Genomic DNA, 13,050 nt, shown 5'->3' on the forward strand with positions numbered 1-13,050 from the left:
ATAATGGGGTAACACATAGCCGAAACGGTGAGGTGAGGCCGATGGCCGGTATAATGCAAACCCTCCCTACGGCGGAGCAGGGCGTTCCGGAAAGCGCATCTGCCGATATGGCGTTGCTGCTGACCCACGCCTATGAGCTGGGGGATTCTCTTATTCATTCCGCCTATGCCGCGGAATATGTTTATTGGAAAGACCGAGTTTCGCAAGACGATGAAGTTCAGGGTCTGTCGGCCCAATTCGCCAAGGCGAAAGAAACGTTCGCCGAATGCGAGAGATTCGGAAGGTTTCACCCGGATTACAACGCCGCCCTGGATCACGTCTACGAGATTCAAAGAAGATTGGACGACGTGGAGTCCGTTCGCAGATACAAAGCGGCGGAGAATTCGCTGGATGAATTGCTCCACGATATATCCAGAACTTTGGCCCATGCCGTATCGGCCACCATCAAAGTTCCGGATAACGACCCGAACCCGAAAGCGTCGGGTTGCGGGAGCGGAGGCAGTTGTTCCTGCGGTGGCGGTGGCTGCGGCTAAATATTCAGGATAAACCGGAGGTTACACATGTTTGCCGAACGGACAGGTTATATCGTATGGTTCAGCGATTGGAAGGCGGCCAGAGGTCTGGATAAGTACGGCACGCTGCACTATTTGTCCCGCAAAATGCAGTACGCCGTCATGTACATGAACGCCGACGTTGCGGAAGAAACCGTACGCAACCTTCAACGTCTGTCTTTCGTTCGCAAGATCGAACGTTCCTACAGGAACGAGATCAAGACGGAGTACGAGAAAAACGTGCCCGACAAGACAAGATTCTATGGATTGTAAACGGGACAAACGCATAGCTTCCGAAAAAAGTCTCCTGGCGAACCAGGAGACTTTTTTCATGATTCGGGCATGTTCCGAAGATTTGATTGACGAAAGCGGAAAAAGCCTATTAAACTAGTATCAATTCATTTTATTGCTGCGCTTGAAAAAAGCGTCAAAGCTTTAACGGATTCAGAAATAACGACTTTAGAAAAGGGGTAATCCAATTGAAAAAGAAACTGCTTGCCACCACTTTGGTATTAACCACAGCTGCGATGGTAGCGCTTACAGGATGTGGGACCAAGAAAGAATCCGGTTCCAGTCCAAGCGAAACCCCCAGCTCCAGTCCGACCTCCAGTGCCAGCTCTAGCCAAAGCCCAAGCGAAGCACCACCCAGCTACAAGATCGCCATTTCCCAGATCGTCGAGCATCCTTCGCTGGATGCGACTCGGGAAGGCTTTCTTGCGGCATTAAAAGACGCCGGCATCGAAGAAGGAAAAAATCTGAAAGTCGATCTGAACATCGCGCAAGGGGATTCAACGAACAATTTGTCGATCGCCCAGAAGATCGCTTCTGAGAAATTCGACCTGGCGCTCGGGATCGCAACGCCTTCCGCATTGTCTCTCGCGCAGAACGTTAAGGACATTCCAGTATTGTTCGCGGCCGTAACGGATCCGCTGGCAGACCATGTTGTGAACAGCCTCGAGAAACCAGGCGGCAACATATCCGGTGCATCCGATACGAACCCGGAAGCGATCGTGCAGTTGATGGACTTCATCGCTAGCGATTTTCCAAATGTAAAGAGTGTGGGCGTCGTTATCAACGAAGGCGAATCGAATGCGGTCATTATGGCTAAGAAAGCGGAGGAAGCGCTGGCCGCCCATAACATCAAACTCGTAAGGGCAGCCGCGGCGAATACGTCCGAAGTCAAGCAAGCAGCCGAATCTCTCGTAGGCCGCGCCGACGCATTCTATATTACGCTGGACAATACGGTAGTCAGCGCCGTAGACTCGATTATCCAAATCGCCAACGACAAGAAGATTCCGTTCTTCTCGAGCGATCGCGATACCGTTGAGAAAGGCGCGTTCGCGACCGTTGGCTTCAAGTACTACGACCACGGCTATCAAGTCGGGAAGATGGCGGTCGAAGTTCTGAAGGACGGCAAGAAACCTGCGGATATGCCGGTCACAGTGCCGGACAAGCTCGATCTTATCCTTAACCTGAAATCCGCCGAGGCTCAAGGCATTACCGTGACGGATGCGATGAAAGATAAAGTCAAAGACAAAGCAAACAATATTATTGAATAAAGAGATAAAGATTCAGGGGGGTGAGCGGCTCACGTCGTTCACCCCATTTTTCTTTTCAGGAGGCAGCTTCGATGATAGATTCAATTTACGGCGCGATAGCATTAGGGCTTCTCTATGCGTTGATGGCTCTTGGCGTGTACATGACCTTCCGGATTCTAAACTTTCCGGACTTGACGGTTGACGGCAGCTTCGCGACAGGAGGCGGCATCGCGGCCGTCATGATCACTCACGGCTACCATCCCGCGCTGGCGACGCTCGCGGCTTTCGCCGGAGGCATTCTTGCCGGAATGTGCACCGGTCTCCTTCATACGAAAGGCAAAGTTAACGGATTGCTGGCGGGGATACTGATGATGATCGCGCTTCATTCCATCAATCTCCGCATCATGGGTAAACCTAACGTCTCCATCGTCAATGTCGATACGTTAATCTCTCCGATCGTAAAACCCGTGGGGTTATTCATATTGGTGGCCGGTATTGGCGTGCTTATCGTTAAGCTGCTGCTTGATGTTTTCTTGCATACGGATACGGGCCTTGCGCTCCGGGCGACCGGCGACAACGAAAGAATGATCCGCAGCTTCGGAGCGAATACGGACCGCACCAAAATTCTCGGCGTTAGCTTGTCCAACGGACTCGTTGCCGTCTCGGGCGCGCTTATCGCCCAGCAGGGCGGATTCGCCGACGTCACGATGGGCGTGGGGATGATCGTCATCGGACTTGCGTCCGTCATTATCGGAGAAGCGATCTTCGGCGCAAGATCGGTATTCTTCGCGACGCTTGCCGTCGTTCTCGGATCGATTATCTATCGAATCGTCGTCGCTTTGGCTCTACGCGTGGAATTGCTCAAAGCATCCGATTTGAAGCTGGTTACGGCTCTGATCGTTATCGTCGCGCTTGTCGTGCCGTACGTCAGACGAGTGCTCAAGCAGCGCAGCGTTGCGCGCAAACGTTCGGCGGAACTGCTGTCGACCGCCATGCCCGGCAAAGGAGGCAGATCCTGATGCTGAATCTGATTAACGCGACCAAGCTGTTTAACCCGGGTACACCAGACGAGAAGATCGCGCTCATTAACGCGAACTTGAACATCAAACCTGGAGATTTCATTACTGTAATCGGCAGCAATGGCGCGGGCAAGTCCACTTTGATGAATCTGATCTCGGGAGTATTGAAGCCCGATATCGGCCAAGTCGTCGTCGAAGGCACCGAGATACAGAGCATGCCGGAGCATAAGAGGAGCCGATGGATCGGGCGCGTATTCCAAGATCCGATGGCCGGCACCGCGCCGACAATGACAATTGAGGAAAACTTGACCATGGCCTATAAACGGGGCAAGCCGCGCGGACTGGCTTGGGGAGCGACGGCCGCCAAACGGAAGCTGTTCCGGGAGCAGCTCAGCCGGATCGGGATCGGTTTGGAGGACCGGATGAGCGCTAAAGTAGGCTTGCTCTCCGGCGGTGAACGCCAAGCGCTCAGCCTGCTGATGGCGACGTTCACAAGACCGCAAATTCTTCTTTTGGACGAACATACGGCGGCGCTCGACCCCGCAAGGGCAGAACTCATCACGAGACTTACGCAGGAAATCGTCCGCGAGATGAACCTGACGACGCTAATGGTCACGCACAATATGGAGCAAGCGATTCGCCTCGGCAACCGTTTGATCATGATGGACCAAGGGCGGATTATTCTGGATATCCCGGAAGAACGCAAGTCGAGCTTGACGGTTTCCCAGCTTCTCGGAGAGTTCGAACGTATCAGCGGACATCAACTGTCGGACGACAGAATCGTGCTCGGCTGACGGTTTTCTCGCTGCCAGCGGTCGCAGACAGTGGGAAAAGCCAGCGAAAGATCGTCAGAAACCGTCTGACGATCTTTTGCTTTTCGAAAAGATTGTGAGAACGTTTTAATTTCATGTTGAACCATAGGGAATAAATGCTGTAAAATGAACATGAGTTCCTAGACGTAAATGATAACGGTGAATCATTCGACCTATAATCGGGAAGGGGAGAGCCCGGTGAAGGATAAGCATACGGAGCGTTGGAGCACTTACGAACCTTTCCATGTTGTTCTGGGAGACAAGAAAGTCGTCGATATCGTCATCACGAATCATGCCCGTACGCGTTGGTCCGATCGGGTGGAGAACGAGAAAACCGGTTACTCCGATATCGCGGAATACATGTGGGAATGTTTGAAAGAAAACCGCATCCAGCCCTATTATCGAAATGAGCAAGACGTATATACGATCGACGACGATCTCGTTTTCGTGGCGGAATTCGCCGTGAGTGAGACCGATACGGATCTGCTGGGCAATCCTCTTCATAAGATGATTGTCGTTACTTTTCTGGGTAGAATGTCGGAAACGATGGAGCTTCGCGACTTGAAAACCTACTATTCATGGCTCCGGCATTCCAGGCGCATGACATTGATAAAAAATAACCGCAAGCGGCGTTAGCCGCCTTAGCGGCCGCGGTCCAGCCGGGCAGGAGGTTTAGCCTCCCCCGGCTGTTTTCGCATATGATGTAATAATCGTGAGAACAATCGTACGGAAGGCGGAACAGGCATGGCTTTGAATGTGCACCAACTTCATATTTTTTACACCGTAGCGGAAAGAGGCAGCTTCTCGGCCGCTGCCCAGACGCTGCACATGACCCAGCCTGCCGTCACGATGCAGGTTCAAGCGCTTGAGGAACGTTTCGGAACGAAGCTGCTCAATCGCACGACCAAGCGGCTAGAGCTGACGGAAGCGGGACTTCGTTTGTTGCCGCAAGCGCGCAAGGCCGTAGAGCTTATGCGGGACACCGATCTGATGATGGTCCAATATATCGAGGAATTGAAGGGCCGGCTACAATTCGCCGCCAGCCTGACGATCGGGGAATATGTTCTGCCCAGATTGATCGGTCCTTTTCTGCGAAAGTTTCCGGATATTTCGGTGGATATGAAAGTCATGAACACGACAGAAATCATCGATGCGGTGGCACACCAAGGACTTGATTTCGGCATTATTGAAGCGCCTTGCGACGTTCCGGGTTTCGATGCTCAGCCCGTTATGGACGACGAATTGCTGCTGATCGCCCCGGCGAATCATCCATTTGCCTCGAGAGACCAGGTTACTCTGGAGGAGGCAATCCGCGAGCCGATGGTGCTTCGCGAGAAAGGTTCCGGTACAAGGCAGATCATGGGAGATGAACTGCAACGACACGGCGTGACGGAAAACGAATTGCGAGTCGTGAGCGAATTCGGCAGCACGGGCGCGGTAAAGTCGGCGGTAGAAGCGGGACTTGGGCTCTCGCTGCTGTCCGTGTGGACGATCAAGCATGAGCTCGCCCTCGGTCTGCTGAAGCCGGTCAGCATTGCAGGGGTTAATTTCAGAAGGCAGTTTTTTTCGGTAAGGCTGCAATCTTCATTGCTCCCGATGCCTGCGGTAGCCTTGCTGAACGAATTGAGGGAGTTGTCCCATGAGTAACGGAGCGGATCTGCACACCCATACGGTTTTTTCCGATGGGATGTTCACCCCCGAGACGAACGTCCGGATGGCATTGGAAGCCGGTTTGGCAGCGATCGCGATTACCGACCACGATACGGTCGCCGGCATTCCCGACGCGCTGGAAGCGGGACGCAAGTTAGGCATTGTCGTCGTGCCCGGAGTAGAGTTAAGTACAAGCTCGAACGGCAAGGACATTCATATACTCGGATACGGTTATACGTTGGACGATCCGGTATGGCTTGGCAGGTTGGAAGCTTTGCGGAATCTAAGGAATAGCCGCAACGAGGCGATACTCGCAAATCTGGAACGGCTGGGAATTCCCATTACTGCGGATGATTTGGCGCACGCGGCCGGGAAGTCCGATCGAAGAGACAAATCCGTAGGCCGTCCGCATATCGCTCAGGCTCTCGTCGATAAAGGCTTCGTCGCCGACGTTAGGGAAGCGTTCGACAAGTATTTGGCAGAAGGCAAACCGGCTTACGCGGCTCAGGCGCGTCTTGCGCCGGATGAAGCGATCCGGTGGATTCATGAAGCCGGCGGGAAGGCGGTCATCGCCCATCCCGGCATCTACGGCGCCGACAATCTGGTGTTGCCCATCCTGGATGCGGGAGCAGATGGAATAGAGGCGTATCACTCCGAGCATGATCCCGAACAGGAAAGCCGTTATGCGCAATGGGCGGCCATGCGGGGAATTATGGCGACCGGCGGATCGGATTTTCACGGGGTGAAAAACGGAGAAGCCTTCCACGGGGCGATCGGAGCCCGGAAGGTCGACGCGGAAATCGCAGAACGTCTAATTCGCAGGTAAGAGGACGATAAAGAAAAGGCGGTGCAAGGGGAGACCTTGCATCGCCTATTTAATCAGTAATACTGGCGCATGAACGCTGCAGCCCCAGAGTAACACGATAATTTCGAGAAACTCCCGCGTATGGACGCCGCAGTTCCAGAATTACACGATTATTTCGAGTAACTCCCGCGTATGGACGCCGCTACCCCAGAATAACACGATAATTTCGAGTAACTACCTCGTATGGACGCCGTAGTCCCAGAATTACACGATTACATCGAGTAACTCCCTCTCATGTCCGCCAATAAGCATCTGTAGTCCGGCGAAACCCACCTAAATCGCGCAAAATAGGGTTCGTGCGTCTGTAGTCCGGCGAAACCCACCTAAATCGCGTAAAACAGGAGTTCGTGCATCTGCAGTCCGGCGAAACCCACCTAAATCGCGCAAAATTGAGTTCGTGCAACTGTAGTCCGGCGAAACCCACCTAAATCGCGCAAAATAGGGGGTCGTGCAACTGTAGTCCGGCGAAACCCACCTAAATTGCAGGAACAGCGAGGCCGATCGTCATTTTATTTCGAACGGAAGCTGTTGAATCATGGCTTCGTCCGGCGTGACGAATAGCGTCTTTTGTCCGTCGTAGATGACGAAGCCGGGTTTGGCTCCATTAGGCTTGCGAACGTGGCGAATGAGGGTGTAATCGACCGGGACGCTGCTGGACGCTTTGGCTTTGCTGTAATACGCCGCCAGCGACGCCGCTTCGTGCAAGGTCGCTTCGCCGTACTCCACGGCGCGGATAAGCACGTGCGAGCCAGGAATATCCTTCGTGTGCAGCCAAGTATCCGATGCGGATGCGAGCCGATTCGTAATATAGTCGTTCTGCGTGTTGTTCTTGCCGACATAGATCGCTATACCTTCGCTGGACGTGTACGCCAGAACGGCCGGGCGGTCCTTCTTTTTCTTCTTCGCTCCCCGTTTCATGCCGCGTTCGCGGATGTAGCCTTGCTCGATCAACTCGTCGCGGATTTCTCCGATATCTTCGGGAGTGGCCGATTCCAAGCCCTGAAGTACCGAGGCCAAATACTCAAGCTCGGCTTGCGCGGCGGCAATCTGCTCGCTCACGACAGTGCGGCTGTTCTTCAGTTTGTTATATTTGCGGAAATACCGCTGCGCGTTCTCGTTCGGGGTCAAGAGCGGATCGATGGCGATCGTTCGCGTTGGCTGCTCGTCCTCGTAGTAATCGATAACCTCGACGGCAGCGTCCCCCTTTTTAAATGCATGCAAATACGCGGTAAGCAGCTCGCCCGTTCTGCGTAGCAGATCCGCCTCAACGGCTTCCTGCAGCGTTTCTTGCAGCTTGACTAGTTTTTTCTCGTTTTTAGCCGTCTCGTTAAGCAGGAAACGATTCAGATCCGACGTGCGTTGCCGGACCAGATCCCGCGAAGCTTTGTCCCGGAAGAACGAATCGAGGCATTCGTGCATCGAAGAGAAGGCCACGGCATCCCCCTGTACATGCGTTAAGGCAACCGCCGAGAATTGGGCTTTACCGTTCTCCTGAACGACCATGTTCGGTTCATATGCATGACGCGAGACTTGCTCCATGACGTCGCTGAAAACCGTCCAGAGATCGGATGATTGCCGCTCCGTCCGATAGGCGATCTCGCGGGCAATTAAAGGACTGATGCCCGTAAAGGCGTTCAGCAGTGCGGCGGAAGCAACGCCGACGAACGCCTCTTCCCCGGGAGCAGGGATGTCCCCGGAGCGTGCGATCACGTTTTCGAATTCGGACCGAGAGACGCCGAGCGGATCGATCTTGTCTTGCTCCGGAGGAGAGACGTACGGGCTCCCCGGGAGTACGATCCTGTAGCTGCTGATTGCCGGGGTGACGTGCCGGATTCCGTCATGGATGATCCCGGTGGCGGGATCCAACAAGATCACGTTGCTGTGTCGGCCCATGATCTCGACCACGATTTTTTTTAACGAGGAATCTCCCAGTTCGTCGCGGTGGCGGACATCGAGCTCTACAATCCTCTCAAGACCGATCTGACGGACGGCTTCGATGACGCCGCCTTCGCAATATTTGCGCAGCAGCATGCAGAACATCGGAGGCTCCGCGGGGTTGGACCACGTTTGTTCCGTCCATTGTAATCGCGGCATCGAAGGATGCGCGGACAGCAGAAGCTTGCCGCTTGTTCCTTGACCCCGAATATGCAAAATCAATTCATTTTCCGTCGGTTGATAGATTTTATGAATACGCGCTTTCACGCAAGCCTGCAGCTCGTGCACGAGCGCCCTGGCGACGATTCCGTCCAATGACATGGCGATGGCTCCTGTGTATCTCTTGGAATGAGTTATTTGAACGTGCTTGTGTCCTCCTATGATGCCATACAACGGTCGAAAGGGAAAGCGGCGGATGTCGTTCGCGTTTCGTCGGGGATATTTCCCGGCTTGTCTGAATACATATAGGTCATAAACGCGGATAAGACGGAAGGAGTTGGCGATCTTGGAAGGGAAGGCATGGCACCAGCTTGGCGAGGAACAGTTGCTGGAGACGCTCGGCTCGGACGGCAGAATCGGATTGACTCATGAAGAAGCGGCCAAGCGACTGCAAGAGCAGGGACCTAACGAGCTGGCCGAGAAAGACGGGGAATCTCCTCTTAAGCTTTTGCTGAATCAATTCAAGGATTTCATGGTGCTTGTGCTGCTCGGGGCGACCGTCATCTCGGGTTTGCTCGGGGAGATGTTGGACGCCCTTACGATCGTGGCGATTATTCTCATTAACGGCATTCTGGGATTTTATCAAGAATATCGCGCGGAACGTTCGCTTAGGGCGCTTAAAGAGCTATCCGCACCCTCCGCTAAAGTCATTCGGGGAGGAGAATACACGCAGGTTCCCGCTCGTGATCTCGTAGCGGGAGATGTCGTGCTCCTGGAGAGCGGCGATCGCGTTCCGGCTGATCTCAGGCTGATCGTATGCAACGAATGCTCGATCGACGAATCGGCGTTAACGGGGGAATCCGTTCCGTCTACTAAAGAGGCGAAACCGATCGCCTCCTCCGAGATTCCGTTAGGAGATCGCAAAAATTGCGGGTATCTGGGGACGATGGTGACCCGGGGGACGGCCAAGGGGATCGTCACCGTTACTGGCATGCAGACGGAAATGGGGAAAATCGCCGACCTGATCCAACAGACGGAAGTAGCAGATACACCTCTCCAGCATCGCCTGGAGCAGCTTGGAAAAATTCTGATCGTCGTTTCTATCATCTTGACCGTCGTCGTTGTGCTCGCCGGTATTTTGCACGGACAACCTATCTACGAGATGTTCCTGGCGGGAGTGAGCTTAGCTGTAGCGGCTATACCGGAAGGACTTCCGGCGATCGTCACGATCGCGCTCGCGCTTGGCGTACAGAGGATGATCAAACGAAGGGCGATCGTGCGCAAGCTGCCATCTGTAGAGACGCTCGGCTGTGCTTCCGTCATCTGCTCGGACAAAACCGGGACGCTGACACAGAACAAAATGACGGTCACGCAATTGTGGCTGGGCGGAAGAACGATCGAAGTGACCGGAGAGGGGTACGAGCCGGTCGGCATGCTGAAAGAAGACGGCAAAGGAATCGATCCGAAGGGAGACACGACGCTGCGCAGGCTGACTCAGATTGCCGCGCTATGCAACAACGCGGAGCTTGCCCAGCAAGAAATAAACGAAGAAGCGAAAAAGCGCAAAGCGGGCAAGGGAGAAAATGCGCAGGCCGATTCTTCGGAGTGGAAAATCAAAGGCGATCCGACGGAAGGCGCCCTGCTCGTGCTCGCGACCAAGACCGGCACTTCCAAATCGACGTTGCACAATTTGTATACCCGGGAGAAAGAATTTCCGTTCGACGCGGAGCGCAAACGGATGTCCGTGCTCGTATCCCATCAGGGCGGCCGGATGGTCTGCGCGAAGGGAGCCCCGGATCTGCTCATTGGGCAATGTACATACGTATTATGGGGAGGACAAGTCGTTCCCTTTACTCCGACATTGAAATCGAAGGTGATGTCGGCGAACGAGTCGATGGCGAAAAATTCGCTGCGCGTGCTGGGAATGGCTTACCGGGACGTAAAGTCGCACGAAACATGCGACAACGGCGCGCAAGCGGAGAACGGCCTGATCTTCGTCGGACTGACGGGAATGATGGATCCGCCGCGCAAAGAGGTGAAAGAAGCGATCTACAAGTGCCGTCAAGCCGGCATCAAAACGGTCATGATCACGGGAGATCATGGAACGACTGCGGAAGCGATCGCGCAAGCGCTCGGCATTATGGTGCGCGGCAGCCGGGTCGTCACCGGCTCGGAACTATCGGGCATGAGCGACGAACAGCTAGAGAAAATCGCGGACGACGTTCAAGTATACGCCCGGGTGTCGCCCGAACATAAGCTGCGGATCGTCCAAGCCCTGCAGCGGCGCGGACATGTCGTGGCGATGACCGGCGACGGAGTGAACGATGCTCCTGCCGTGAAAGCCGCAGATATCGGCATCGCGATGGGGATTACGGGGACTGATGTGACGAAGGAAGCTTCGGCGCTTGTGCTCTCCGACGATAACTTCTCGAGCATCGTCGCAGCTGTCGAGGAAGGACGGGGCATATACGAGAACATACGCAAGTTCATCCGGTATCTTCTCGCATCCAACGTCGGAGAAATCATGACGATGTTCCTGGCGATGATGGCCGGGTTCCCGCTTCCGCTCGTCCCGATCCAGATTTTATGGGTGAACTTGGTTACCGACGGATTGCCGGCCATGGCGCTTGGCGTAGACCAAGCGGAAAGCGACCTGATGCAGCATAAGCCTCGCCCGGCGAAGGAGAATATTTTCGCGCGCCGACTCGGCTGGAAAATCATCAGCAGGGGCATTCTGATCGGCATCTGCACGCTCGGCGCGTTCATCTTGGCATTAAAGGCGGGTGAAGGCCAGTCCCAGCAGCTAGTCCATGCGCAGACCGTGGCTTTCGCCACGTTGGTCATGGCGCAGTTGATTCACGTATTCGATTGCCGCAGCTCCCGTTCGATTTTTCACCGCAGATTGCTAGAGAACAAGTTTCTTGTGCTAGCCGTATTGTCTTCGCTGCTGCTTATGATCGCCGTTTTGTACATCGAGCCTCTGCAGCCGGTGTTCAAGACCGTCCCGCTCGATTTCCGGGATTGGGCGCTCGTGATCGTCGCGGCCGGCATTCCGACGTTCGCGATGGGCTTCGGGAGCGTGCTCGGTTCTTCGAAACGGAGAAGGAAAGGCAGCAAAATCACGTACGGAGGCAATACCGCTTCTCCGAGATTGGCGAGATAAGCGCATCCGACCGGTCGAACCATGCTGTTGAACCGTCTGCCATCGTGTATAATGAACGGTATTCCACAAGACATCCGGGAGGACTAGTTCATGTACGCGACGCAAAAAATGCTGCTGCTCGGATCGGGAGAGCTCGGCAAAGAAGTGATCATCGAAGCGCAACGATTGGGGATCGAGACGATCGCCGTAGACCGTTACGAAGGAGCGCCCGCGATGCAAGTCGCCCATCGGAGCTACGTAATCGACATGCTGGATCGGCAAGCCTTGCGCGATATCGTCGAACGGGAGAAGCCCGATCTGATCGTGCCGGAGATCGAAGCGATCGCGACGGCCGAGTTGGAGAAGCTCGAAGAGGAAGGATTCCGCGTCATTCCGACCGCGCGTGCGGCCCGTCTGACGATGGATCGGGAGGGCATTCGCCGGCTCGCGGCGGAAACGCTCGGCTTGCCGACGGCTGCTTATCGGTTCGCGGACGATTTCGGGCAATTCGCGGAAGCCGCACGCGAGATGGGGTTTCCCTGCGTCGTGAAGCCGCTCATGAGTTCGTCGGGCAAAGGGCAGAGCGTATGCCGATCGGAAGACGATTTGGAGCGCTGTTGGACGATTGCAATGGAAGGCGGCCGCGTTCAGCAGACGAGGGTCATCGTCGAGGAATTCATTACGTTCGAATCGGAGATTACGCTGCTGACCGTTCGCTCGGCGAGCGGCACGTCGTTCTGCGCTCCGATCGGCCATATTCAGAAGGACGGAGACTACATTGAATCGTGGCAGCCGCACGAGATGAGCCCGATTCAATTAGAAGAAGCCGAGAGAATCGCCAAAACGATTACGGACGAACTGGGCGGAGCGGGTATTTTCGGCGTCGAGCTGTTTCTTGCGCCAAACAACAAAGTGTATTTCAGCGAAGTTTCGCCCCGTCCGCACGACACGGGATTGGTCACGCTGGTCAGCCAGAATTTGTCCGAATTCGCGCTTCACGTACGCGCGATCTTCGGATATCCGATACCCGAGATCGAGAACACTTCACCCGGAGCCAGTCGGCCGCTTAAAGCCGGCGAAGAGTTGGCGAACTACCGGATCGACGGCATCGCGGACGCGCTGTCCGTTCCGCGCACGCAGCTTCGCGCGTTCGGAAAGCCGGTGACGAAACCGGGACGCCGTATGGCGGTCGCGCTGTCTGCCGGCGATACCGTGGAGGAGGCTCGCATAAGAGCGAAGAAAGCATTGGATGCCTTGAGCGTACAGGAGATTTAATCGAGTTAGAATAGCGGAAAAGTGCAAACAATCGGGGAATTGCTGTATGCTCATCTCTCCAGCTGGCCGTTATGATTAAACGAAAAGAACGTTTAATTCATACC

Annotated in this window: 11 protein-coding genes; 10 read left to right on the forward strand and 1 reads right to left on the reverse strand. The window is 54.8% G+C overall.

The window, feature by feature from the left end; all coding sequences use genetic code 11:
- Positions 1 to 41 precede the first annotated feature (41 nt).
- The 8 genes from FPZ45_RS11775 (at position 42) to FPZ45_RS11810 (ending at position 6,396) form a co-directional block, all read left to right on the forward strand.
- On the forward strand, positions 42 to 533 hold the full coding sequence (locus FPZ45_RS11775; RefSeq protein WP_144701470.1) for a YlbF/YmcA family competence regulator: 492 nt from the start codon (positions 42 to 44) through the stop codon (positions 531 to 533).
- A gap of 27 nt (positions 534 to 560) precedes the next feature.
- A complete protein-coding gene (locus FPZ45_RS11780; protein WP_144701472.1) occupies positions 561 to 824 on the forward strand; it encodes a YlbG family protein in 264 nt (87 codons plus the stop codon).
- 206 nt (positions 825 to 1,030) lie between these two features.
- The gene (locus FPZ45_RS11785; RefSeq protein WP_246120420.1) at positions 1,031 to 2,110 is read left to right on the forward strand and encodes an ABC transporter substrate-binding protein; all 1,080 of its coding nucleotides are present in this window, start codon (positions 1,031 to 1,033) and stop codon (positions 2,108 to 2,110) included.
- Positions 2,111 to 2,181: 71 nt separating this feature from the next.
- A complete protein-coding gene (locus FPZ45_RS11790) occupies positions 2,182 to 3,108 on the forward strand; it encodes an ABC transporter permease (RefSeq protein ID WP_144701474.1) in 927 nt (308 codons plus the stop codon).
- Positions 3,108 to 3,902, forward strand: a complete 795-nt coding sequence (locus FPZ45_RS11795) for an ABC transporter ATP-binding protein (protein WP_144701476.1) — start codon at positions 3,108 to 3,110, stop codon at positions 3,900 to 3,902. Before FPZ45_RS11790 ends, FPZ45_RS11795 begins: the two co-directional genes overlap by 1 nt.
- A 216-nt stretch (positions 3,903 to 4,118) precedes the next feature.
- On the forward strand, positions 4,119 to 4,556 hold the full coding sequence (locus FPZ45_RS11800; RefSeq protein WP_144701478.1) for a hypothetical protein: 438 nt from the start codon (positions 4,119 to 4,121) through the stop codon (positions 4,554 to 4,556).
- 108 nt (positions 4,557 to 4,664) lie between these two features.
- Entirely contained in the window at positions 4,665 to 5,567 is a 903-nt protein-coding gene (locus FPZ45_RS11805) for a LysR family transcriptional regulator (RefSeq protein WP_144701480.1), read from the forward strand.
- Positions 5,560 to 6,396: a PHP domain-containing protein gene (locus FPZ45_RS11810; protein WP_144701482.1), complete on the forward strand. Its 837-nt coding sequence runs from the start codon at positions 5,560 to 5,562 to the stop codon at positions 6,394 to 6,396. Before FPZ45_RS11805 ends, FPZ45_RS11810 begins: the two co-directional genes overlap by 8 nt.
- 543 nt (positions 6,397 to 6,939) lie before the next feature.
- Here FPZ45_RS11810 and FPZ45_RS11815 read toward each other — a convergent pair.
- Positions 6,940 to 8,691 carry an Rqc2 family fibronectin-binding protein gene (locus FPZ45_RS11815; RefSeq protein WP_144701484.1) on the reverse strand — a complete coding sequence of 584 codons (1,752 nt, stop codon included), beginning with the start codon at positions 8,689 to 8,691 and terminating at the stop codon, positions 6,940 to 6,942.
- A 184-nt stretch (positions 8,692 to 8,875) separates the two neighbouring features.
- On the opposite strand from FPZ45_RS11815, the gene FPZ45_RS11820 reads away from it, so the two are divergent.
- Complete coding sequence (locus FPZ45_RS11820) at positions 8,876 to 11,692, forward strand: calcium-translocating P-type ATPase, SERCA-type (RefSeq protein ID WP_144701486.1); 2,817 nt, start codon at positions 8,876 to 8,878, stop codon at positions 11,690 to 11,692.
- A gap of 90 nt (positions 11,693 to 11,782) precedes the next feature.
- Positions 11,783 to 12,946: a phosphoribosylglycinamide formyltransferase 2 gene (gene purT, locus FPZ45_RS11825; RefSeq protein WP_144701488.1), complete on the forward strand. Its 1,164-nt coding sequence runs from the start codon at positions 11,783 to 11,785 to the stop codon at positions 12,944 to 12,946.
- Positions 12,947 to 13,050 lie beyond the last annotated feature (104 nt).

Origin of the sequence: Cohnella terricola (assembly GCF_007786475.1) — a bacterium.
Taxonomy (GTDB): Bacteria; Bacillota; Bacilli; order Paenibacillales; family Paenibacillaceae; genus Cohnella; species Cohnella terricola.

What these genes read in the sequence shown, in the direction of transcription:
- FPZ45_RS11780 (WP_144701472.1), top strand. Translation starts at nt 561, where the DNA reads ATGTTTGCCGAACGGACAGGTTATATCGTATGGTTCAGCGATTGGAAG.
- purT (WP_144701488.1), top strand. Translation starts at nt 11,783, where the DNA reads ATGTACGCGACGCAAAAAATGCTGCTGCTCGGATCGGGAGAGCTCGGC.
- FPZ45_RS11795 (WP_144701476.1), top strand. Translation starts at nt 3,108, where the DNA reads ATGCTGAATCTGATTAACGCGACCAAGCTGTTTAACCCGGGTACACCA.
- FPZ45_RS11775 (WP_144701470.1), top strand. Translation starts at nt 42, where the DNA reads ATGGCCGGTATAATGCAAACCCTCCCTACGGCGGAGCAGGGCGTTCCG.
- FPZ45_RS11790 (WP_144701474.1), top strand. Translation starts at nt 2,182, where the DNA reads ATGATAGATTCAATTTACGGCGCGATAGCATTAGGGCTTCTCTATGCG.
- FPZ45_RS11815 (WP_144701484.1), bottom strand. Translation starts at nt 8,691, where the DNA reads ATGTCATTGGACGGAATCGTCGCCAGGGCGCTCGTGCACGAGCTGCAG.
- FPZ45_RS11805 (WP_144701480.1), top strand. Translation starts at nt 4,665, where the DNA reads ATGGCTTTGAATGTGCACCAACTTCATATTTTTTACACCGTAGCGGAA.
- FPZ45_RS11810 (WP_144701482.1), top strand. Translation starts at nt 5,560, where the DNA reads ATGAGTAACGGAGCGGATCTGCACACCCATACGGTTTTTTCCGATGGG.